This window comes from Mycobacterium ahvazicum (genome assembly GCF_900176255.2).
GTDB classification, from domain to species: Bacteria; Actinomycetota; Actinomycetes; order Mycobacteriales; family Mycobacteriaceae; genus Mycobacterium; species Mycobacterium ahvazicum.
Genome location: NZ_FXEG02000005.1, coordinates 281,538 through 301,313 on the forward strand (window position 1 = coordinate 281,538; position 19,776 = coordinate 301,313).

20 protein-coding genes and 3 pseudogenes are annotated in these 19,776 nt (G+C 66.1%); 12 read left to right on the plus strand and 11 right to left on the minus strand.

Annotation, left to right across the window (positions count from 1 at the left end):
- Nucleotides 1–2: 2 nt before the first annotated feature.
- The 4 genes from MAAFP003_RS22325 to MAAFP003_RS22340 form a co-directional block, all read right to left on the minus strand.
- Nucleotides 3–620, minus strand: coding sequence for a D-sedoheptulose-7-phosphate isomerase (locus MAAFP003_RS22325; protein ID WP_207768593.1), 618 nt, complete (start codon nucleotides 618–620; stop codon nucleotides 3–5).
- A complete protein-coding gene (locus MAAFP003_RS22330) occupies nucleotides 608–1,624 on the minus strand; it encodes a GHMP family kinase ATP-binding protein (RefSeq protein ID WP_096289879.1) in 1,017 nt (338 codons plus the stop codon). The genes MAAFP003_RS22325 and MAAFP003_RS22330 overlap by 13 nt, the downstream gene beginning before the upstream one ends.
- Nucleotides 1,625–1,705: 81 nt before the next feature.
- Nucleotides 1,706–2,407 carry a TIGR03943 family putative permease subunit gene (locus MAAFP003_RS22335; protein WP_096289880.1) on the minus strand — a complete coding sequence of 234 codons (702 nt, stop codon included), beginning with the start codon at nucleotides 2,405–2,407 and terminating at the stop codon, nucleotides 1,706–1,708.
- Entirely contained in the window at nucleotides 2,404–3,366 is a 963-nt protein-coding gene (locus MAAFP003_RS22340) for a permease (RefSeq protein WP_165796471.1), read from the minus strand. The genes MAAFP003_RS22335 and MAAFP003_RS22340 overlap by 4 nt, the downstream gene beginning before the upstream one ends.
- 152 nt (nucleotides 3,367–3,518) lie before the next feature.
- On the opposite strand from MAAFP003_RS22340, the gene MAAFP003_RS22345 reads away from it, so the two are divergent.
- The gene (locus MAAFP003_RS22345; RefSeq protein ID WP_096289882.1) at nucleotides 3,519–4,277 is read left to right on the plus strand and encodes a class I SAM-dependent methyltransferase; all 759 of its coding nucleotides are present in this window, start codon (nucleotides 3,519–3,521) and stop codon (nucleotides 4,275–4,277) included.
- A gap of 20 nt (nucleotides 4,278–4,297) precedes the next feature.
- Here the strand turns inward: MAAFP003_RS22345 and MAAFP003_RS22350 are convergent, their stop codons facing one another.
- Both MAAFP003_RS22350 and MAAFP003_RS22355 read right to left on the minus strand, forming a co-directional pair.
- Nucleotides 4,298–4,549, minus strand: a complete 252-nt coding sequence (locus tag MAAFP003_RS22350) for a hypothetical protein (RefSeq protein WP_096289883.1) — start codon at nucleotides 4,547–4,549, stop codon at nucleotides 4,298–4,300.
- Nucleotides 4,550–4,658: 109 nt separating this feature from the next.
- Nucleotides 4,659–5,012: an ArsR/SmtB family transcription factor gene (locus tag MAAFP003_RS22355; protein WP_096289884.1), complete on the minus strand. Its 354-nt coding sequence runs from the start codon at nucleotides 5,010–5,012 to the stop codon at nucleotides 4,659–4,661.
- A 99-nt stretch (nucleotides 5,013–5,111) separates the two neighbouring features.
- Between MAAFP003_RS22355 and MAAFP003_RS22360 the strand changes: the two genes are divergently transcribed.
- The 7 genes and pseudogenes from MAAFP003_RS22360 (at nucleotide 5,112) to MAAFP003_RS22390 (ending at nucleotide 12,848) form a co-directional block, all read left to right on the plus strand.
- A complete protein-coding gene (locus tag MAAFP003_RS22360; RefSeq protein WP_096289885.1) occupies nucleotides 5,112–7,061 on the plus strand; it encodes a heavy metal translocating P-type ATPase in 1,950 nt (649 codons plus the stop codon).
- Between the two features lie 75 nt (nucleotides 7,062–7,136).
- A complete protein-coding gene (locus tag MAAFP003_RS22365) occupies nucleotides 7,137–7,619 on the plus strand; it encodes a DUF732 domain-containing protein (protein WP_096289886.1) in 483 nt (160 codons plus the stop codon).
- 53 nt (nucleotides 7,620–7,672) lie between these two features.
- Nucleotides 7,673–8,518 (plus strand): mycofactocin-coupled SDR family oxidoreductase, encoded by an 846-nt coding sequence (locus MAAFP003_RS22370; protein ID WP_096289887.1) that lies wholly within the window; start codon nucleotides 7,673–7,675, stop codon nucleotides 8,516–8,518.
- 60 nt (nucleotides 8,519–8,578) lie between these two features.
- Entirely contained in the window at nucleotides 8,579–8,977 is a 399-nt protein-coding gene (locus MAAFP003_RS22375) for an ArsR/SmtB family transcription factor (RefSeq protein WP_096289888.1), read from the plus strand.
- A complete protein-coding gene (locus MAAFP003_RS22380) occupies nucleotides 8,974–10,023 on the plus strand; it encodes a cation diffusion facilitator family transporter (protein ID WP_096289889.1) in 1,050 nt (349 codons plus the stop codon). The genes MAAFP003_RS22375 and MAAFP003_RS22380 overlap by 4 nt, the downstream gene beginning before the upstream one ends.
- Nucleotides 10,024–10,166: 143 nt before the next feature.
- The gene (locus MAAFP003_RS22385; RefSeq protein ID WP_207768622.1) at nucleotides 10,167–11,195 is read left to right on the plus strand and encodes a dihydrodipicolinate reductase; all 1,029 of its coding nucleotides are present in this window, start codon (nucleotides 10,167–10,169) and stop codon (nucleotides 11,193–11,195) included.
- A 58-nt stretch (nucleotides 11,196–11,253) separates the two neighbouring features.
- Nucleotides 11,254–12,848: pseudogene (locus tag MAAFP003_RS22390) on the plus strand (molybdopterin-dependent oxidoreductase).
- A gap of 4 nt (nucleotides 12,849–12,852) precedes the next feature.
- Here the strand turns inward: MAAFP003_RS22390 and MAAFP003_RS22395 are convergent.
- The gene (locus tag MAAFP003_RS22395; RefSeq protein ID WP_096289891.1) at nucleotides 12,853–13,053 is read right to left on the minus strand and encodes a hypothetical protein; all 201 of its coding nucleotides are present in this window, start codon (nucleotides 13,051–13,053) and stop codon (nucleotides 12,853–12,855) included.
- A gap of 248 nt (nucleotides 13,054–13,301) precedes the next feature.
- Nucleotides 13,302–13,922 carry a MerR family transcriptional regulator gene (locus tag MAAFP003_RS22405; protein WP_096289892.1) on the minus strand — a complete coding sequence of 207 codons (621 nt, stop codon included), beginning with the start codon at nucleotides 13,920–13,922 and terminating at the stop codon, nucleotides 13,302–13,304.
- A 118-nt stretch (nucleotides 13,923–14,040) separates the two neighbouring features.
- Between MAAFP003_RS22405 and MAAFP003_RS22410 the strand changes: the two genes are divergently transcribed.
- From MAAFP003_RS22410 to MAAFP003_RS22425, 4 genes are all read left to right on the plus strand, one after another.
- On the plus strand, nucleotides 14,041–14,526 hold the full coding sequence (locus MAAFP003_RS22410) for a hypothetical protein (protein WP_133160881.1): 486 nt from the start codon (nucleotides 14,041–14,043) through the stop codon (nucleotides 14,524–14,526).
- Nucleotides 14,527–14,674: 148 nt separating this feature from the next.
- Nucleotides 14,675–14,926, plus strand: a complete 252-nt coding sequence (locus MAAFP003_RS22415; RefSeq protein WP_133160882.1) for a hypothetical protein — start codon at nucleotides 14,675–14,677, stop codon at nucleotides 14,924–14,926.
- A 72-nt stretch (nucleotides 14,927–14,998) separates the two neighbouring features.
- Nucleotides 14,999–15,658, plus strand: coding sequence for a hypothetical protein (locus MAAFP003_RS22420; RefSeq protein ID WP_096289895.1), 660 nt, complete (start codon nucleotides 14,999–15,001; stop codon nucleotides 15,656–15,658).
- Entirely contained in the window at nucleotides 15,655–16,254 is a 600-nt protein-coding gene (locus tag MAAFP003_RS22425; RefSeq protein WP_096289896.1) for an RES family NAD+ phosphorylase, read from the plus strand. The genes MAAFP003_RS22420 and MAAFP003_RS22425 overlap by 4 nt, the downstream gene beginning before the upstream one ends.
- A 286-nt stretch (nucleotides 16,255–16,540) precedes the next feature.
- Here MAAFP003_RS22425 and istB read toward each other — a convergent pair.
- The 3 genes and pseudogenes from istB to MAAFP003_RS22440 all read right to left on the minus strand — a co-directional run bounded on the left by istB (nucleotide 16,541) and on the right by MAAFP003_RS22440 (nucleotide 19,717).
- Nucleotides 16,541–17,348 (minus strand): annotated as a pseudogene (gene istB, locus MAAFP003_RS22430) (IS21-like element helper ATPase IstB).
- Nucleotides 17,348–17,839, minus strand: a pseudogene (locus MAAFP003_RS22435) (Mu transposase domain-containing protein); the annotation flags it as partial. The pseudogenes MAAFP003_RS22435 and istB, both read right to left, overlap by 1 nt.
- A 255-nt stretch (nucleotides 17,840–18,094) precedes the next feature.
- Nucleotides 18,095–19,717, minus strand: a complete 1,623-nt coding sequence (locus MAAFP003_RS22440; RefSeq protein ID WP_096289897.1) for an acyl-CoA synthetase — start codon at nucleotides 19,715–19,717, stop codon at nucleotides 18,095–18,097.
- Nucleotides 19,718–19,776: the final 59 nt, after the last annotated feature.

Consider the following 19,776-nt stretch of genomic DNA (forward strand, 5'->3'; position numbering starts at 1 on the left):
CGTCAGGACGGACGGGGGAACAACGCGGCTTCGACCATTTCGCAAATGGTGTGCCCCAGATGCAGGCACGCTTCCTGAATCCGGCCGGTGTCGGCACTGGGCACCCGGATGCAGATCTGGGCCACGTCGGCGACCTTGCCGCCGCGGGCGCCGGTCAGCGTCACGGTCGTCATCCCCGCCTGACCGGCCGCCTCGAGCGCGCGCACCACGTTGGGTGAGTTGCCCGAGGTGGTCAGGCCGACCACCACGTCGCCGGCGCGGCCGGCCGCCAGCACCTGGCGGGCGAACACCTCGTCGTAGGAGTAGTCGTTGCCGATCGCGGTGATCGCCGCGGTGGCGTCGGGAAGGCTCAGCGCGGCCAGGCCCGGTCGGTCGAACGCGAAGCGGCCCATCAGCTCGGCGGCCAGATGCCCGGCGTCTTGAGCCGAGCCGCCGTTGCCGAAGAAGATCACCTTGCCGTCGGCGCGCAGCGCGTCGATGATCACCCGCGCCACCTCGACGGTCTGCGCCGCGAACTCGCCCGACTGCATCTGCTGCTTGACGGCGATCGTGTCCGCCAGCCGGGCCTGGACCGTCTCCACACTCGGCGCGACGACATCCGAGGTGCTCATGCCTGCCATGTGGTCAATCCCTTGCTCTCAAAAGCGAATTCGGTGATCGTGGCCCCCGCGCCCTCGAGGGCCTCGATGAGGCGGTGCTTCTTGGTGAAGTCGCAGAACAGCAGGATGTAACCACCGCCGCCGGCGCCGGTGATCTTGCCGCCGAGGGCGCCGTTGTGCAACGCGAGGTCGTACAGTTCGTCGATGCGCGGGTTGGTGATGTAGGGCGACATCCGCTTCTTCTGGATCCACGCCTCGCCGAGCAGGGCGCCGAAGTCGTTGAGCTTGCCGGTCAGCAGGGCGGCCTTCATCGCCACCGCCAGATCCTTCTGCGCGCGCAGCCCGGCGAGCGTGTCGTCGGCACCCGTGGTGGCGCGGCGGGTTTGGTCCTCGATCACTCGCGCGGAGTCGCGGGTGATGCCCGTGTAGCAGAGCAGCAGGCTGAGTTCGAGCTCGAACGCGATCTCGTCGCGGACCCGCAGCGGGTTGACGATCACCCGGTCGCTGAACTCGATGAAGTTGAATCCGCCGAACGTCGCCGCGTACATGTCCTGCAGGCCGCCGGCGATGCCGAGGTCGTCACGCTCGATGGCGCAGGCCAGCTGGGCGGTCTCGTATTCGCCCATCGGCGCCCGGTAGTGCTCGGCGAGCAGGCCGGTGAGCGCGACCATCATCGTCGACGACGAACCCAGCCCGGATCCGGGCGGCGCGCTCGACCGCAGCACCAGGTCGTAGCCGTCCGTCCCGTCGCGGCCGAACCGCCGCACCGCGGCCTTGATCAGGTCCAGGCTGCCGTCGTAGAGGATTTCGCTGTCGAGCGTCATCTCGTGGGTGGTCTTGAAGTCCACCGACTCGATGCTCACCTTGCGATCGGTCCGCGGGGTCAGCGATCCGTAGGCGAAGCGGTCGATCGTCGCCGAAAGAACACAGCCACCCTCGAGCTCCGGGAAAGGCGGGACGTCGGTGCCGCCGCCGGCGAACGAGATCCGCAGCGGTGCCCGGGCGCGGATTCGTGGGCGTGTCATCCGAAGTCCCCTCCGAGGTGAATCGCTGTGCCGACGGTCGCGAGCCTAACAGGCTAACCAGCAGGTTTGTCCTGGTTTGGGCTACGCGTAGGGGTTTGCCGGAGCGGGGACGGGCGTGACGGAAACGGCCCGCAGCGTCGGGATCGGCGGGGTGTGAGGCTGGCGCTGCGCGGGCGTGATCACGCCCTCCACCTTCAGCCAGGTGTTGTCGGCAAAGTGCAACGTGCTGCCGCCGTCGTGGTCACGCAGATGGATGCGGGCCAGTTGGGCGTCGGCGGCGCAACAGATGATCACGATGCGGGCCAGGTCGATGCCGCCGGGTTCGTTGAGGGCGAAACCGGTCACCGTGATCAGCCGGTTGTTCAGCGAGCCGGTGCTGTCGTTGGCCGAGCGCACCACCGCCTCGGCCAGCGAGATCTCGGGCGCACGCCCCGGCGGTAACGGCGGAAATGCCACGCGCAGAACGTCATTGGAGACGTTGGTCACCGTGGCGGCCTGGGGCCGCAGGGCCGGTGGCGTCACGAAGCACAGCACCACGATGGGTATGGCGAGCAACCACACCACGCCGCCGCGATGGGCATGCCCGTCGTCGTGATCGCGGCCGCCGCTGCGCACGTCGCCGACGATGGACACCAGCGCGAGCGCGATCAGCAACGCGGCGGTGAGCACCAGCCACGGCAGCAGCGACGGCTTGACGTAGCGGGTGAACACGCCGGTGGCCACGATCAGCGCGACGCTCAGCCCGACCAGCAGCAGGATCGTGTTCTCGGTTTCGCGCTTCATCGAGAACCGCCCAGCAGCAGCACGCCGACCGCGGTGGCCACCACGGTGGCGACGACGAAGGTCGCGGGTCCGAAGCGGGTGGCGAACGCCCGGCCGAACATGCCGGCCTGCATCGCCAGCAGCTTGACGTCGACGGCGGGCCCGACCACCAGGAACACCAGCCGCGGAATCAGCGGCAGCATCGTCAGGCTGGATGCCACGAACGCGTCGGCCTCCGAGCACACGGCCAGCGTGACGGCCAGCGCCGCCATCACGACGACGCCGAGCACCAGATGCGCGCCGACGTTTTCGAAGATCCACGGCGGCACCAGCACGTGCAGGGCCGCCGCGGCGGCGGCTCCCACCACCAGATAGGCCGCCGCCTGCAGAAAGTCGTGCCGGGCCACTTCGCAGAACACCAGCCACTTCGACCGCGCCTCCGGGCGGTGCGAGTCGTGCGCCGCGAGCCGGCGGGTGATCCATTCGGCGCGACCCCACCGCGACCAGGCCCAGCCCATCACCACCGCGGTCAGCAACGACGCGGCGACCCGCGCGACGACCATCTTCGGCTGACCCGGGAACGCGACGGCCGTCGCGACCACCACGACCGGGTTGATCGCGGGTGCGGCGAGCATGAACGTCAACGCCGCCGCTCCGGCGGCGCCGCCGTCGCCGAAGAGTCGGCGAGCCACCGGCACCGAGCCGCACTCGCATCCGGGCAGGGCGGCCCCGGCCACACCGGCGGCGAGGACTGCGGCCGCGGACCGGCGCGGCAGCATGCGCGCCAGCCGTTCGGGCGGCACGAACACCGCGATCAATCCGCTGACCACCACGCCTAAGCCCAGAAACGGCAAGGCCTGGACGAAGACGCCACAGAACACGGTGCCCGCGGTGGATAAGGCGGTGCTGTTGACGACGACGGCGCGCAACCACGTCCCCGCGATCGCGAACCCCACCAAACCGAAGACCAGGACTTCCATGGACCCGAAACGTGCTCGACGCTCGGCCCTCATCTACCGCACCCGGCCTGGAACTTCATGACCATTGATGAAAATGATTATCACTGTGACGGGCCCTGCGCCCGCACCCGGGCCACCGGCGCGGCGGGGCGGTCCACTAGCGTCGAAACACAATGAGCCAGGATCCGGTCGAGACGACCCGCGGCCTCATGAGCCAGACCGCCCAGCTGCGACACGGTTTTCTCGACGTGTTGGGTGAATCGACCAGTGCGCCGGTGCCGACCGTGGCGCAACGCGCCATGAACAGCCCGTTCGTCGCAACGGTCTACGAACGGCTGTGGCGGCCGACCGCCTTCTACGCGGCCAGTGGCCTCACCCACCGGGCCGAACAGCGCCGGGCGGCATCGGCCCTGCATCTGGGGACCGCTCACCGGTTGCTCGATGTCGCTTGCGGCCCAGGCAATTTCACCGCCCCCCTGGCCGCCGAACTGCCCGACGGCGGTCTGGCGGTCGGATTCGATATCTCCGAGTCGATGCTGACCCGCGCCGTCGCCGACAACAGCGGCCCGCACACCTGCTATGTCCGCGGCGATGCCCGCATGCTGCCGTTCGGCGACGAAACCTTCGACGCTGTTTTCTGTTTCGGTGCGCTGTACCTGATGCCCGAGCCGTTCCGGGTGGCCGCCGAGATGGTGCGGGTACTCAAACCCGGTGGCCGGATCGCGATCTTGACCAGCTATGCGCCGGAATCGGCCGCGGTGCGTCGACTGATGACCGCCGTCGCGCGCAGCATCGGGCTCACGGTGTTCGGCCGGCGCGACTTCGTCGACCTGTTCTCGTCGGCCGGGCTCGTCGACATCGAACAGCAGACGCAGCGCGCGGTGCAGTTCGTCGTCGCGGCTAAGCCGGCGGTCACCACCCAGGAGGCCTAGAAAACGGCCTGGGAAGCCGCCTAGGAAGCCGCCTTGCCGACACCGAGAATCCGGACCACCGGCGTGCCCTCTTCGCACTCGAGGACCCACGGATCGCCACCGTTGACGGGCTCAGAGGTGAGCCTGAACATGACCGGCAAGCCGGCCCGCCGCGACATCTGCGTGCATTCCACCTGGAACAGCCGGTAATCGCCGTCTTCGCCGACGGCCAGTGAGAAGCCCGGCTGAACGGATTCGACCGGGACCTTCTGCAAGTAGTACTTCGTGCTCATCCCCAACACATTAGAGCCGAGACCGTCTCTAATCCGCGGCCGAAACACGCTCTTATCGAATGTTCAGCCAAATTTTTCCGACCGCACCGCCGATCGCGGTCCCGACCGGCTACGCCGTCGTCTCGGTGGCGCCCAGGCGCAGGTGCTCGATGTGGTACACGGCCTCGTCGAGCAGTTGGGCGACGTGGTTGTCGTAGAGGCGGTAGACGATGTTGCGGCCGTTGCGGTCGCCGGCAACCAGCCCCAGGGCGCGCAGCAGCCGCAATTGGTGAGACACCGCCGGCTGTTCCATGCCGACCGCCGTGGACAGTTCGCCGACCGAGCATGGCGATTGCCGTAGCCGGGTCAGGATCATCAGCCGGTTGGGCGAGGCCAGCGCTTGCAGTGTCTCGGCGATCTTGATGGCCGAGACCGAGTCAAGCGTGGCCGGTGGCGTCACCCTGCCGTCGACTCCGTGCCCCATCTCCCCATTGAAGCACGCGCCCACAAACTGATGTGACATATGTAGAGCTTTACATGTATACATGCATAGGTGAATCGCCCCAAGAAGGAGGCCGCTTCGATGACGTGCACAACCGCGCAGCCGACGCGCACGCGCTCGTCGGACACCCGGCGCTCACCCGTCTCGGGTCTGTGGTCGGTCGCGTCGATCCGGTGGGCGACGGTCGCCCTGGCCCTGTTCGTGGCCGGGCTCGCGGCTCAGTTGCTGGGCGCTCCTACCTGGGCTTGGTGGGTCTTGTATCTAGCCTGCTACCTGACCGGCGGCTGGGAACCGGCCTGGGAAGGCTTGCAGGCGTTGCGTTCTCGCACGCTCGACGTCGATCTGCTGATGGTCCTTGCCGCGATCGGCGCCGCGAGCATCGGCCAGGTCTTCGACGGCGCGTTGTTGATCGTCATTTTCGCCACGTCCGGTGCATTGGAGGACGCGGCGACCAAACGCACCGAGGATTCGGTCAAGGGATTGCTCGACCTGGCACCCGAACGCGCCATCCGCCTGGCCGCCGACGGGATCGAAGAATCGGTCCACGCCACCGAACTGCGCGTCGGCGACCTCGTCAGCGTGCGCCCCGGTGAGCGCGTCTGCGCCGACGGTGTCGTTGTCGACGGCGCCTCCGATGTCGACCAGTCGTCGGTGACCGGGGAACCGATGCCGGTCGCGAAGGCAGCCCACGACGAAGTTTTCGCCGGAACCCTCAATGGCGCTGGGGCACTTCGTGTTCGCGTCACCAAGGACCCCTCCGACACCGTCGTCGCCCGTATCGTTGCCCTGGTCGCGGCGGCATCGGCCACCAAAGCCAAGACGCAACTGTTCATCGAGAAGGTCGAGCAACGCTATTCCGTCGGCGTCGTCGTGGCGACGCTCGCCCTGTTCGCGGTCCCGCTGATCCTCGGCGCCGACCTCCGGTCCACGCTGCTTCGGGCAATGACGTTCATGATCGTGGCATCGCCGTGTGCGGTGGTGTTGGCGACCATGCCGCCGCTGCTCTCGGCGATCGCCAACGCCGGGCGCCGCGGTGTGCTGGTCAAGTCGGCGGTTGCGATGGAGCACCTTGCCGACACCACCCTGGTGACGATCGACAAGACCGGCACGCTGACGACGGGAACGCCGCGACTCAGCGGCATCGCCGTGATCGAGGACTGCTACAGCGACGACGACGTGCTGCGAATAGCCGCCAGCGCAGAGCAATTCAGCGAACATCCGCTCGGGCGCGCGATCGTCGCCGCCGCCCGCGCACGCAAGCTGCCCGTTGCCGAAGCCACCGATTTCCAGGCCCTGCCCGGTCGGGGCGTGCGCGCGTGTGTCAGCGACCGCAGCATCGAAGTGCTGAGCCCGCGCGCATTTCAGAGCAACCCCGCCGCGGCGAGCGACCTCGAACGCCAAGGCACCACGGCCGTTCTCGTCGTCGTCGATGCTGCGCCGGTGGGCGTTCTCGGACTCGACGACACCGTGCGCGAGGGAAGCCAGAGCGTGGTCGGCGCTATCGTCGCGATCACCGCGGGACCGCCGGTCCTGCTGACCGGTGATACTCGCCTCGCGGCAGAGCAGCTGGCCGCGCAGGTCGGGATCACCGATGTCCGAGCCGACCTGCTGCCCGAGGACAAGGTCGCCGCCGTGCGCCAACTGCAGGCCGACGGCCACCGGGTGTTGCTGGTCGGCGACGGCATCAACGACGCGCCCGCGATGGCCGCCGCGCACGCCTCGATTGCCATGGGCCGCAACGGCGCCGACCTCACCCTGGAAACCGCCGACGCCGTCACCGTCCGGGACGAACTCACGACGATCCCGGCCGTCGTTGCGCTGGCCCGTCGGGCTCGCCGGGTGGTGATCGCCAATCTGGCCATCGCGGCGGCCTTCATCACCGGACTCGTCGTCTGGGACCTGTTCGGCCACCTGCCGCTTCCCCTCGGCGTGGCGGGCCACGAGGGTTCGACCATCGTCGTCGCGCTTAACGGATTGCGACTCCTGAGCGGGCGGGCCTGGCCGACGGCTGCCGATGCGCCCGGATCGTGATGTAACGGATTGCCGATCGTTACCGAAGACAGGGGCAGTGCATGGCTGTGCACTTCCCCGAATCCTAGGAGCGATATGACCGCACTGATGATGTTCCGCCCACGTCACTCCACCGCTGCATGGGCAGATTTCATCAATGCGGCTTCCGGGGCGGTTCGCCCATTGGCGGTTGCGGCCGGCGTCCTCGCGGCCGCAGCGACGCTGCCTGCGCTCGCCCAGGCCGACACGTCCAATGACCCCATCACCGCCGCGCTGGGCGGCCTAGGGAACGGCACCAACGGCTCACTGACCAACGCGCTTGCCGGCATCGGCCAGTCAATCTGCCCATCGCTGGTCAAGCCGGGTGCAACCCTCGCGTCGGTGGCGTCGCAACTGGGTGCAACCAAAGGACTTTCGCCGACCATGGCCGGGTTGGTCGCCAGCATGGCGATACAGATGGAATGCCCGGGCATGATGACATCAGTGGCCAACGGAAAGATGCCGTTCCCGCTGCAAGTTCCCGGCGCCAATCCGTCCCTTGGCCCCGCCGCGCCGGGCTTGTTCTCGTTGGGTCGCTAACCCCTGCCACTACTGAGTTCCCGCGCCAAACGGTCGGCGATATGGTTGTCCCCATGACGAGCTCCGTTGGCAGAGTGGCCGGCAAAGTCGCGTTCATCACGGGTGCTGCGCGCGGCCAAGGCCGAGAACACGCCGTCCGCCTCGCCGAGGAAGGCGCCGACATCATCGCCGTGGATCTGTGCGGCGACGTCGAGGGCGTGAGCTATCCGGGAGCCACGGAGGCCGATCTCGAGGAAACCGTGGCGCTGGTCGAGAAGTTGGACCGGCGCATCGTGGCCGCCACCGCCGATGTCAGAAACCTCGCGAGCCTGCGTGAGGCGTTGCAGCGCGGGATCGACGAGTTGGGTCGCCCCGACGTGGTGATCGCCAACGCCGGCATCAGCGGCAGTCCCGCACCCGCCGCGATGATCGAGGAAGCCGCCTGGCAGACGATGCTCGACATCAATCTCACCGGGGTCTGGCACACCGTCAAGGTGGCGATACCGCATATGTCCGACGGCCGCGGCGGGTCCATCATCCTGGTGAGCTCCATGTTGGGGCTGCGCGGCGGCGGGTACATGGCGCACTACGCCTCGGCCAAGCACGGCGTGGTCGGCTTGATGAATTCGCTCGCGAATGAGCTTGCGCCGCAATTGATTCGAGTCAATTCGATTCATCCCGGCAACATCCGGACGCCGATGATCGACAACGAGCCGTTCCACCGCATGCTACGGCCCGACCTCCCCAACCCCACGATCGACGACACGGCCGCCGTGCTCGGCCACTTCCATATGCTGCCGGTGCCCGTCATCGATGCGCGCGCGGTCAGTAACGCGGTGCTGTTTCTCGCCTCCGACGAGTCGCAGTACATCACCGGCGCCGCGCTGCCGATCGATGCGGGGGCTGTCGCGAAGTTCTAGCCCGGGCGGACCCCCGCTTTCACGCGAGCGGCGCGCGCCCGCATTGGCTACTATCTACGTATGCATGCAGATAATGCTGCACCGCCGCTCGCCGAGGATCAGGTCAGCCTGATCGTCGAGGTCTTCCGGATGTTGGCCGACCACACCCGTATTCGGGTGTTGTGGGCGCTGACCGAGGGCGAGTCGTCGGTCAACGACCTTGCTGAAAAGGTGGACAAGCCCGCGCCGTCGGTGTCCCAGCATTTGGCCAAGCTGCGCATGGCCCGGCTGGTCCGCACTCGACGGGCCGGCACCACGATCTACTACAGCCTGGAAAACGAGCACGTCCGCCAGTTGGTCATCGACGCGGTGTACAACGCCGAACATGCCGGTCCCGGCGTGCCATCCCACCACCGCGGCGACCCCGACGTACGGGGCATCACGACCGATCGCCGGCCACGGAAGGCCCGCGCACGATGAGCGATCACGGGCACGACCACTCGCGCGGACACGATCACGAGCACCGCCATCCGAAGGGACTGCGGGCCGCGATCAAGGAGATCTTCGCGCCGCATTCCCACGACGCCGCCGACAGCTTCGACAGCGAGCTGGAGTCCAGCGCCGACGGCATCCGCGCGGTCAAGATCAGCCTGCTGGTCCTGGGCGCGACGGCCATCGCGCAGATCGTCGTGGTGGTCCTCTCCGGCTCCATCGCGCTGGCCGCAGACACCATCCACAACTTCTCCGACGCCCTGACGGCGGTGCCGCTGTGGATCGCATTTGCGTTGAGTACCAAGGCCGCAACGCGCCGCTACACCTACGGCTTCGGCCGGGCCGAAGACCTTGCCGGACTGTTCGTGGTCGCGATGATCACGCTGTCGGCGATCATCGCCGGGTACGAGGCCGTTGAGCGGTTGATCAATCCGCGGCCCATCGAGCACGTCGGCTGGGTCGCGGTAGCCGGACTTCTGGGTTTCATCGGAAACGAATGGGTGGCGCTCTACCGCATCCGGGTCGGACGCCGCGTCGGCTCGGCCGCGCTCGTCGCCGACGGCCTGCACGCGCGCACCGATGGCTTCACCTCGCTGGCGGTGCTGGCCGGTGCCGGCGGCGTGGCCTTGGGCTTCCCGCTGGCCGATCCGATCGTCGGCTTGCTGATCACGGTGGCCATCTTGGCGGTGCTGCGCACCGCGGTGCGAGATGTGTTCCGCCGCTTGATGGACGGCGTCGATCCGGAGCTCATCGACACGGCCGAAGCCGCGCTGGCCGCCCGGCCCGGCGTGCGTGCAGTGCGCAGTGTGCGGATGCGCTGGATCGGGCACCGCCTACACGCCGATGCCGAACTCGACATCGACCCGGCGCTGAGTTTGGCTGCGGCACACCAAATCGCACACGAATCCGAACACGATCTGATTCACGCCGTGCCCAAGCTGACCACCGCGATGATTCATGCCTATCCCGCCGGCGGCACCAACGCGGCCCAGCAACATCGCGAAAGCATCGCGTCGCACGCCCATCACCACTGAACAGTGAAGTGCCGCGGCACTCTATCGTCTATGGCGACCACACTTTCGGCTACAGAAAGACGGCAATGACGCCAGCTAGTGATCGCCAGCCACATCGGCCACTGCGCGTCGTCCCCTGGGGCGTTGGCACGGTGGGCGCCGAGATGGTCACGACCATCATCGACCATCGACCCGATCTCGAGATCGTCGGCGCCCGGGTGTATTCCGACGCGAAGGACGGAGTCGACGTCGGCACCCTGGTGGGCCGCGACCCGATCGGCGTCGCCGCGACCACCGACGCCGACAAGATCATGGAGCTCGACGCGGACTGTGTGCTCTACACGCCGCGCAACACCAACCTCGACGAGGTGTGCGAGCTGCTCGCCGGCGGGAAAAACGTTGCGACGACGGCATTCCTGTTCCATCCGCGCCGTATCGTACCGGCCGACCGCCATCGGGTGCTGGAGGCGTGCCGGGCCGGTGACACCACGGTGCACGGCAGCGGGCTGAACCCCGGGAACCTCTCCGGCGCACTGCCGCTGACCCTGTCCGGCATGTGCCGCACCATCGACAAGATCACGCTTCAGGAGCGCGCCGACTGGTCGGTCTACGAAAGCACGTCAATCACGTTCGACAACATGCGTTTTGGCCAACCCATCGAGGAGATCAGCCCGCAAGCCAGCGAGTTCCTGGCCTTCAACAGCGGGATCTTCACCGAACAGGTCTGGTTCCTCGCCGACACGCTCAACGCCGACATCGACGAGGTCACCGCGACCGTGCAGGCCGTTCCCGCCCGCGAGGATCATCAGATCTTCGATCATGTGCTGCGCGCGGGAACCACTGCGGGGCAACGGTGGAAGTGGTCGGGCCGGCGCAACGGCGAGGTGCTGGTCCAGATCGAAACATTGTGGACCGTCGGCGGCGAATACCCGGACGATTGGCCCAAACCCCAGGACGGGTGGACGCTGACGATCGAGGGCGACCCCTCGATGCGGACCCACTTCTTCTGCCTGGCCAGCTTCACCCGCGCCGCGAGTATGGAGGAGCACGTCCGCTCGGCAAGCGTGGCCACCGGCATGCAGGTGCTGAACGCCGTGGCCGCGATCTGCGCAGCCCCAGCGGGCTTCGCCACGGCGGCGACGCTGCCCCTGATTCACAGCCACGTCGGATTCGGCAACACGACCAAGGCGTGATCGGCTGCCCGGCAAGGTTTTTGCGGTGTGCTGAGTGAACGCGAGTAGAGTTGGTCCGATGGCTGCCGCGACGTCGAATCAGCGGATGATCGCGGGGGTCGCCGCCGCGGCGGTCTCGCTCGGGGTCGCCGCGCTGGTGGCCATCCCGTTCGGCGCGCGGGCGGATGCGCGCGCCGCGGTCGGTTCCATGGTCGTCGACCTGACCCCGGGGCCCGTCAAAGAATGGGCGATTCAGACCTTGGGCTCGCTGGACAAGGCCTTCTTGGGGATCGTCGTGCTCGTGGTGATCGCGACCATCGCTGCGGTCGCCGGCAGCTTCGAAACCAAGCGGCGTCCCGTCGGCAGCGCGGTCATCGCCGCGGCGGGCATCCTCGGCTGCGCCGCGGTGCTGTCCCGGCAGGGCGCGACGTTGCCCGACACGATCCCCACGGTCGCGGGTGCGGTCAGCGGCGTCGCGGCCCTGCGCTTGCTCACCCGCCGGTTCGCCCCGCGGGACCCGGACGGCGACGAGCCGGACGCACGCCGGCGCGCGGTGCTGGTGTACGGATTGCTCGGATTCGGCGTGGTGAGCGGTGTGGTGGGCGCGGTCGTCACACGATTGGTGCATTCGGTGGCCGCCGACCGCAACGCCGTCACACTCCCCACCCCCCGCGCACCGGCTCCACCCCGGCTCTTATACACATCCGACGCAGCCAGGCCCCACCCCCCCCCCCCCGCGCACCGGCTCCACCCATCCCCGCCGACGTCCAACCGAAAGGCGTCACGCTCCCGAGCTTTGTCACCGCTAGCGGCGACTTTTATCGGGTGGACACCGCGCTTAGTGTTCCCCAACTCAGCCACGGCGACTGGCGGCTGCGCGTTCACGGCATGGTGGACCGCGAAGCCACCTACAGCTTTGACGACCTGTCCCGTTTCGATGTCGTGGAGACGGTGGCGACGTTGACCTGTGTGTCGAACCCCGTTGGTGGAAAACTGATTTCGACGGGCGTGTGGACGGGCTACCGGCTGGCCGACCTGCTTGCGGCGGCCGGGGTGCATTCAAACGCCGACATGGTGCTCTCCACGTCGATCGACGGATTCACCGCGGGCACGCCGGTGCAGGCCCTCACCGATGGTCGCGACGCGCTGCTCGCGGTGGGCCTGAACGGTCAGCCGCTGCCGGTCGAGCACGGGTATCCGGCCCGGCTGGTGGTGCCCGGGCTCTACGGGTATGTGTCCGCCACCAAGTGGGTCGTCGACTTGGAGCTGACTCGATTCGACAAAGCAAAGGCGTACTGGACGCGGTTCGGCTGGGCGGCGCAGGCGCCGATCAAGACCGAGTCGCGCGTCGACGTGCCGGCGGACGGCCAGAAACTGCCGAGAGGATCCGTCGTGTTCGGCGGTGTGGCGTGGGCACAGAATCGGGGGGTGCGGGCCGTGGAGGTCCGCATCGACGACGGTGGATGGCAGCCCGCCGAACTTGGCGCCAGTTATTCCAATGCGACGTGGCGATTGTGGAGCTTCCCTTGGCAGGCGAAAATCGTTGGGAATCATAGCATTACAGTGCGGGCCACCGACAACTCCGGCGCTACCCAAACCGCGGATCAAGTTCCCAGTGTCCCCGACGGCGCCACCGGCTGGCACACGGTGAACTTCACCGTGACGGAGAACTGACGAGCTATTTCGACGAAAGCTTGCGCCAACTGAATACCGCGATCGCGATGCCGATCAGCACCGCGATCGGACCGATGATCGACCAAGTTGTGGTGTTGCTCATCGGGCTACCACCCAACACCCCGAATCCCTGCAGCGCCCAGATCAGACCGAACACCGCGACGAGCAATCCGACCGCGAACATGACGACGAAACCCCTACTCATACCAGAAGCCTAGGCACCATTGCGTCGACGTCCCACCCGCGCCGGAACCGCCGCCGCTATCGCGACGGTCGCTCGCTGCCGGCAAACCGCTCGACCAACAGGTGCACACGTTCGCTGACGTGGTTGGCACGCAGGCGCCCCGTGGCGGCCAGTGTCACCAGTCCGTGCAGCAGACCCCCCGGCGGTCTGCATCCGAAGTCGGTGACTAAGACCCCCCGCCCTCACTACGACAGCGACTATGGGCGAACCTATTTGGCATTGCCCGGGCCGCTCAGCGCCGCGGTAGCCTCCTCTTGCAGTGCTATCCGCCGCAGCGCAAGCAGCAGCGGCTCGTACAACACGGTGCCGATGACGGCGTAGGTCAGCGCGTCGGACGGTTCGGTTGGCATGGTGGCGATTTCGTAGGCCGCGATCGCGCCGAGGTGCTCACGGTAAACCTCCAGCCGCTCATCGGAGACGGGCAGGTTTGCCGCCTGCGCGGTCTGCAACGCATGGCCCAATTGCCCGAGCGCGTCGATCTCGCGATCGGCGGACCCGCTCAGCCTGGTGAGCACTTCATTGGCCGAATCCTGCAGCGACACATTGTCGTCCGCGTAGGGCGGCAACTGCTTGCTCGCCGACCCGAGCGCGCCGAGGAGGTCCTCGCCGGGGTTGTCGATCAACGCGAGGATGTCTCGAATCCGGTTGATCGACAGGCCGGGTACCTCGCTGAGCGCCTTGATAACTCGGAGCCGGTCGACGTGCCGCTCGCCGTATTCCGCCTGGGTGCGCGACGTCCGCTCCCCCGCGTCCAGCAGACCTTCGCGCAGGTAGAACTTGATGCTCGGGATCGACACGCCGGTGCGGGCGGACAGATGTGAGATACGCAAACCGTTCCTCCTTTGACATTGGATACTATCACTATCCATAATTGGATCGTGATGCTATCCAGTCGGCGTCACCCTGCGGACCTCACGGTCCGCAGCGCCAGTCTCTGAAAGGAAACACATGGTCTTAATGGAGTTTGAGCAGCACACAACCATCGACTTGCCGGCGAATCGCCTCGACGTCCCGAAGTGGCTGTTTGGCATGACCGACCGCGAGTACCAGCGATGCGCCAAGGGGCATCGCGCCGCGGGCACCTTCGTCGAAAGCGGAACGCGCGGCATGGTCAACGTCGAGTCGATCGGCGGCCACCTCCTGGTCCAGCACTACCGCGAAGACTCCAGCAAGCCCTCCGAGGTGGTCATGGTTTCGCCGAAGAGTCGCATCTACCTGACTCACGTGCTGCCCGCGACACTCGGCGTGCGCTGGGTCATGTCGGTCACCCCGGTGACGGACTCGACATCACGGTTTACTTGTCGCGTCGAGCTCGAGGTGCCCGCGTGGATGCGGGTGATGGGCCTCTTCGCCGGCATGCGCTACTCGATCCAGGCGCATGTGGACGAGGAGACGATCGGATACGCACAGTCGTTGGCTCGTAGCGCCGCCTGACCCCACATCAGGGTCACCCGGCGCATCAATATTTTTCTGCAACTAGTTGTATAAAGCGGTTGGGCGCGACAGAATCAACACGGGCGTCCGTGAGGCGTGACCGCAACGGAACTCAAGCCGCGCAACGCGTGAGCAGAACGAAGCAACCATGACCACATCGACGAAAGGGTCGGTGGACGACCCGGCGCTGCAGGACAGCGTGTTCACGTCGTTCGACCCCCGTGACGGATCGGCGTTGGCGAACTACCCCATACATTCTCGGGCCGATGTCGATCGCATCGTCGCTCGAGCGCGGACCGCGTCGGACTGGTGGTCCGGGCTGTCCTATGCCGGTCGCCGCGCCGGCTGGACGCGTGGCGCCGCATCATCGCCGCTTGCATCGACGACCTCGCCCAGGTGATCGTCGCCGAAACCGGCAAGACCTCCACGAAACGAGCATGCAGCTTGCGTAAATTTGTCGTATCATGGCGACATGACTACGACACTGCTGGAAAGCGAGCTCAGTGACCTGCTCCAGAGTGTCAACGACACGACCAAGCTGCTGCAGCGCTCTGCGACAGTGCCGGAAGAAGTTGGCCTACTGATCGACAGCTTGGATCGCAGACTGGATGCTGCGAGGCCGTCACGTCTCAAAGCCGACCCGTACCTGACCACGAGTCTGTGGGCCGCCGCGTTCCGTGCAGAGAAAGCGCTCCGCCATGACGACGCCGAACAGCGGCGCCGAGATGTGCGCATCGCGTTAGAGCAGTTCCGCCATGCGCTACGCGACATTGTGGAAAACCAGCCTTTCAGCGATGACGCGCCAGTCGGGGTCGTGTTGGCAAACACCGCCGAAGTCTTGGCAACCCCTCAAAAGACCCTCGCCGAGTTACTTGGAGTGTCCATTCGGCAACTGCAGCGCTGGCTCGCAAATGACGGGACTGGTCCTGCCGCCGAAGACGCCGCCCGCATCCGCGTAGTCGGCCAGGTCGTAAACCAGCTGCGCCACTCATTTACCGGCCCAGGAGTAGTCGCATGGTTCTATCGGGAGCATCCAATGCTCGGCCAACGACCAATCGACCTACTCGATGACCCACTGTGCTACCCGCGGCTCCTTGCCATCGCGACTGAGGCCCGCGCAATGACCACATGAGATTAACGATCTTTCGGCACGCCTCGTACGACACGCCATGGTGGGCGTTCCCAAGCCCAAGCGACGGCCGTTTCCACCGCGCGAGCCTCGACACCGTCCAGTACCTCTGCCTTCATCCATTCGGCCCTGCAGCTGAAATGCTCCGCCACCACATTGGTCCAACTGGAGATCCAGACGACCTACTCCTGAATTTGTGGACAGCGACCGTCAACATCGAGCCGACACGTGTGGACTTCGACGACTGCGCCACCTACGGACTCACGCCCGACGAGCTCGTCGGTGACGATTACGCCCCGACACAAGCATTAGCCGCGGCCGTTCGTCGCAACGGAGCAGACGCGATGATCGTGCCTTCGGCCGCGCTTCCAGGAACTCACAATCTGATCCTCTTCGATGTCCGTCTGCTGATTCCGTTTCTGGGCCTTCCCGTCGCGCCCGAAGACATTCCAACCGGGCACCTGACAGACGGAGCCCGTCCAGCGGCCGAGGTCGCGGCGCACGTCCGATGGCGCGGCACCCCGCACAGCGCGGCAGACCAGTGGAACGCCACAGGCCGATACGATCTGTTCGATGATCCGCCTGCAACGCGCTGGTAGCGGCAGCGTCGAACATCTCCGCAGCGGGAGACGTTATTTGTGTCGCCCCGGAGACGTCCTCCGCCTGCCCCAGCCACATCAGCTGGGTACCAGGCTTAGTTATAGGTCTCCTATAGCTTTCGGAGCCGATATCGAACGCTTGTCGCGGCACCTAACCCTCAACGCTCGAAGGAGACTGTCGACAAGGCCCGAATGTGCGCGGCTCGTATGCATTGTCGACGGCGGCTGAAAATTGATCCCCTGGCGGCAGGTGAAAATTGACCCCCTGTCCGGTGGTGGTTGGTGATTATTCCTCAGTGGTGGCCGCTGCGGCAGGTGTGCGGCCCAGGTCTCGGTCTTTGAGTCGGTAGCTGTCTCCTTTCAGGGTGATGACTTCGGCGTGGTGGACGAGGCGGTCGATCATGGCGGCGGCCACGACGTCGTCGCCGAATACTTCGCCCCAGCGGCCGAACGCTTTGATTGGAGGTGACGATGAGGCTGGCGCGTTCGAAGCGGGCCGAGACCAGTTGGAAGAACAGGTTGGCGGCTTCGGGTTCGAAGGGGATGTATCCGACTTCGCCGATGACGATGAGCGGGTAGCGGCCGAGTCGGGTGAGCTCAGCGTGGATGCGTCCGGCTTGGTTGGCTTCGGCCAGGCGGGCCACCCATTCAGCTGCCGTGGCGAATAGGACGCGGTGGCCGGCTTGGCAGGCCCGCATGGCCAGCCCAATCGCCAGATGCGTCTTGCCAGTTCCGGGTGGGCCGAGGAAGACGACGTTGTCGCGGGCGGTGACGAAGTCCAGGGTTCCCAGGTGCGCGATGGTGTCGCGTCTGAGCCCGCTGGCATGGTCGAAGTCGAATTCCTCCAACGACTTTCGCGCGGGGAATCGTGCGGCCCGGATTCGTCCCTCACCGCCGTGGGATTCACGTGCTGAGACTTCGCGTTGCAGACATGCCGCCAGGTATTCCTCGTGGGTCCAGTTCTTCGCGCGAGCGCGTTCGGCCAGCCGGGCGATGGACTCACGCAAGGTAGGTGCTTTCAGCGCCCAGGTCAGATAGGCCAACTCAGCAGTCACGTCCCGGCCTGCAGTGGCGGTGGTCTTGGTGGTGGCCATTAGGCGGCCCCGCCATCGAGGTCGACTCCGAACGCAATGTCATACGACGACAGATCCCGTACCGGCACTTCGGACTCCAAAGGTGGTGGTGGTATCTGGATCCGTCTGCCCCGCAACATCTTCGCTGTCTCCACATGCACCGGATCGGAGATCGTCTGATGCGTCGCCCAGACCCGGTCGTGTTGGGCGACGGTCTGCCCATCGCAGAACGCCTGCACCCGATCCAGGTCGGCGCGCACCAGCACCCGCCGCCCGACCGCTGCGGGGTGCACCGAGTAGTCGTTGCCGTCCAGGCGAATGTAGTGATCCCGCGGCAGCCGCAGCGATGAGCACCAGCCGGTGGCCGGCGCCACCGGCGGTAGCCCGAGCATCGCTGCCCGATCAGCCTCGATCCGGTCAGTCGGCGCACAGCCGAGCGCCCGACGGTTGCGGGTGTTGACCACGGCCAGCCAGTCGGTCATCTGGGTGTTGAAATCGGACGGGGAGGCAAAAAATTGCGGCCAGGCAGGCGCAAGCTCGATTGGTGGTGTTCCGGAGCTTCCTTGACGGGCCATGCACTCAGAACCCCATCGGTTGATGTCAGCGCTGCTACCCTCGCAGCGCTGGTAGGTTCTTGTGCTGCAACGTGTTCGATGGCTTTGGCCGGGGCGCCTGTCGATGCTGAGGTCGGCCTTATGTCGCCACGATGTTCATCGATGAGGGTGGCGCCACGGCGGAGTGTTTCAGGTCGTTCCCGGGCGGGCAGCTCAGTGAGTCGGCTGTTGGGTGGGTTCCAAACTGGCCAGCATGATCTTGCGGGCTTCGGGATAGTTGGCTTTGCCGGTGACGTGGCGTGGCACGGCATCGACGAATGTGATGTCTCGCGGGAGTTTGTAGCCGGCGATCATTGTTCGCAGGTGGGTGTGAATCGATTCGATCGTCACTCGGAGACCATCTCTAGCCTGTACTACGGCGGCGACGCGTTGGCCCCAGCGCGGGTCGGGTACGGCTACTACGATGGCGTCGTAGATATTTGGGTGGGATTTGAGAGCCTGCTCGACTTCTTCGGCGAAGACTTTCTCCCCGCCGGTGTTGATGCAGTTGGAGCCGCGACCGAGCAGCCGCAGCCGGCGCCCGGCTTCGATGCGTACATAGTCGCCGGGAACCGAGAAGCGGATGCCGTCGCGTTCGAAGAATGTGGTGCGAGACTTCTCTTCATCGTTGTAATAGCCAAGCGGAATGTGGCCGGCTCGGGCGACGCGCGCGGTTTGTCCCACGTGTTCTTCCGGGTCGAGGATGTTGAGATCGTCATCGACGACGATGGTCTGCGCCGCCATCTGGACCAACGGTCCTTCGCCGGCGAGATTGTCTCGTTCGAGGATGGTCGTGCCGGTGAAACCGACTTCGGAGGCGCCAATGGAGTCGGTGAACACGGTGCGGGAGAACGCATCGATCCAGCGTTTCTTGACCGCGGGACTAAACAACGCGGCGCTGCTGGCAACAGCGGCCAGCGAGGCGCCGGAGTGTCGCCCGGTGTCGAAAGCCTCGATAAGGGGGCGTGCCATGGCATCTCCGGTGATGAACACCGTCTGGACGCCGTGGCGGTCGATGAGTTCCCAGACGGCGTGAGCCTCGAATTTATCGATCAGCACGGTGGTGTGACCGGAGAAAAGATGCATGAGAGTCCCCCAGACGGCCGCACCGTGCATGAGTGGACTGACCGCGAAGGCCATAATGGGCGGGTTCGTGGCGGCTTGGGTGGATTGGTCGTACTCGTCGAGCAGCTCGCCGGTCATGAAGTTCGTGCCGCCGCCGAGTGTTCGCCAGATGTCCTCGTGGCGCCATACGACGCCTTTGGGGTATCCGGTCGTGCCGCCGGTGTAGAGAACGTAGAGATCGTCGGGCGAACGCTGACCGAAGTCTCTTTCGGTGCTGAATTCGTCACGAGCTGAGGCGTAGGCCAGCGCTTCGGGCATCGGGTTGTTGACGATGCCGGCGCCCATGGAGACCAGCACCCGCAGTGGCTCCCGCTGTGTCAGCACCTGCGACGCCAGTGGTCCGAGCGAGTCGTCAAAACACAGCCCGACGAGGTCGGCGTTGTCGAAGACATACGCCAGTTCTGGTGCGGTGTAGCGATAGTTCAGGTTAATCGGGACCGCGCGAATCTTGAACAGGGCGAGAATTGCAACGACGTGTTCAGCCGTATTGGGGGCAAGAACCCCGACGTGGTCGCCGTGACCGATCCCGTTCGACTGCAGCAGATGCGCCAGTTGGTTGGCTTCGTTTTCGATCTGGGCATAGGTCAGGGTGCGGGGCCCCGCAATGACGGCGGTGCGGTCCGGTACTGCGTCTACGGCGTGCTCGAAAAGATCTGCGATGTTCAGTGCCATTGCGTGGATCCTCCCCGCCGCCTTGCGCGGACCAAGAGACTCGACTCGGTCAGGAAAGT

What these genes read in the sequence shown, in the direction of transcription:
- MAAFP003_RS22325 (WP_207768593.1), bottom strand. Translation starts at nt 620, where the DNA reads ATGGCAGGCATGAGCACCTCGGATGTCGTCGCGCCGAGTGTGGAGACG.
- MAAFP003_RS22330 (WP_096289879.1), bottom strand. Translation starts at nt 1,624, where the DNA reads ATGACACGCCCACGAATCCGCGCCCGGGCACCGCTGCGGATCTCGTTC.
- MAAFP003_RS22335 (WP_096289880.1), bottom strand. Translation starts at nt 2,407, where the DNA reads ATGAAGCGCGAAACCGAGAACACGATCCTGCTGCTGGTCGGGCTGAGC.
- MAAFP003_RS22340 (WP_165796471.1), bottom strand. Translation starts at nt 3,366, where the DNA reads ATGGAAGTCCTGGTCTTCGGTTTGGTGGGGTTCGCGATCGCGGGGACG.
- MAAFP003_RS22345 (WP_096289882.1), top strand. Translation starts at nt 3,519, where the DNA reads ATGAGCCAGGATCCGGTCGAGACGACCCGCGGCCTCATGAGCCAGACC.
- MAAFP003_RS22350 (WP_096289883.1), bottom strand. Translation starts at nt 4,549, where the DNA reads ATGAGCACGAAGTACTACTTGCAGAAGGTCCCGGTCGAATCCGTTCAG.
- MAAFP003_RS22355 (WP_096289884.1), bottom strand. Translation starts at nt 5,012, where the DNA reads ATGGGGCACGGAGTCGACGGCAGGGTGACGCCACCGGCCACGCTTGAC.
- MAAFP003_RS22360 (WP_096289885.1), top strand. Translation starts at nt 5,112, where the DNA reads ATGACGTGCACAACCGCGCAGCCGACGCGCACGCGCTCGTCGGACACC.
- MAAFP003_RS22365 (WP_096289886.1), top strand. Translation starts at nt 7,137, where the DNA reads ATGACCGCACTGATGATGTTCCGCCCACGTCACTCCACCGCTGCATGG.
- MAAFP003_RS22370 (WP_096289887.1), top strand. Translation starts at nt 7,673, where the DNA reads ATGACGAGCTCCGTTGGCAGAGTGGCCGGCAAAGTCGCGTTCATCACG.
- MAAFP003_RS22375 (WP_096289888.1), top strand. Translation starts at nt 8,579, where the DNA reads ATGCATGCAGATAATGCTGCACCGCCGCTCGCCGAGGATCAGGTCAGC.
- MAAFP003_RS22380 (WP_096289889.1), top strand. Translation starts at nt 8,974, where the DNA reads ATGAGCGATCACGGGCACGACCACTCGCGCGGACACGATCACGAGCAC.
- MAAFP003_RS22385 (WP_207768622.1), top strand. Translation starts at nt 10,167, where the DNA reads ATGGTCACGACCATCATCGACCATCGACCCGATCTCGAGATCGTCGGC.
- MAAFP003_RS22395 (WP_096289891.1), bottom strand. Translation starts at nt 13,053, where the DNA reads ATGAGTAGGGGTTTCGTCGTCATGTTCGCGGTCGGATTGCTCGTCGCG.
- MAAFP003_RS22410 (WP_133160881.1), top strand. Translation starts at nt 14,041, where the DNA reads ATGGTCTTAATGGAGTTTGAGCAGCACACAACCATCGACTTGCCGGCG.
- MAAFP003_RS22415 (WP_133160882.1), top strand. Translation starts at nt 14,675, where the DNA reads ATGACCACATCGACGAAAGGGTCGGTGGACGACCCGGCGCTGCAGGAC.
- MAAFP003_RS22420 (WP_096289895.1), top strand. Translation starts at nt 14,999, where the DNA reads ATGACTACGACACTGCTGGAAAGCGAGCTCAGTGACCTGCTCCAGAGT.
- MAAFP003_RS22425 (WP_096289896.1), top strand. Translation starts at nt 15,655, where the DNA reads ATGAGATTAACGATCTTTCGGCACGCCTCGTACGACACGCCATGGTGG.
- MAAFP003_RS22440 (WP_096289897.1), bottom strand. Translation starts at nt 19,717, where the DNA reads ATGGCACTGAACATCGCAGATCTTTTCGAGCACGCCGTAGACGCAGTA.